Below are 214 nucleotides of genomic sequence, written 5' to 3' on the forward strand. Positions count from 1 at the left end.
AATTGAGTAGGAGGGGTGGCTAACCCCGTCCTCTCACACCACCGTACGTACCGTTCGGTATACGGCGGTTCAATCAAGATCGATGACGCAAAAGTTCATAACGTGCCATCAGACTTTCGAGCCCTTGGGAACTCCAAAAGGAGTTTCCGAGGGTTCTGTGCATTACTGGACTTTTAGAAATGCGCCAATATCCTTTCCGGGTGTTGCCCCATTC

The 214-nt window shown here is 50.5% G+C and carries 1 pseudogene; it reads right to left on the reverse strand.

The annotated features are described in order from the left end of the window. Positions 1–73: 73 nt before the first annotated feature. A pseudogene (locus AC6CHQ_RS16435) lies at positions 74–214 on the reverse strand (group II intron reverse transcriptase/maturase); the annotation flags it as partial.

The organism is Bhargavaea sp. GQ12 (assembly GCF_059758705.1).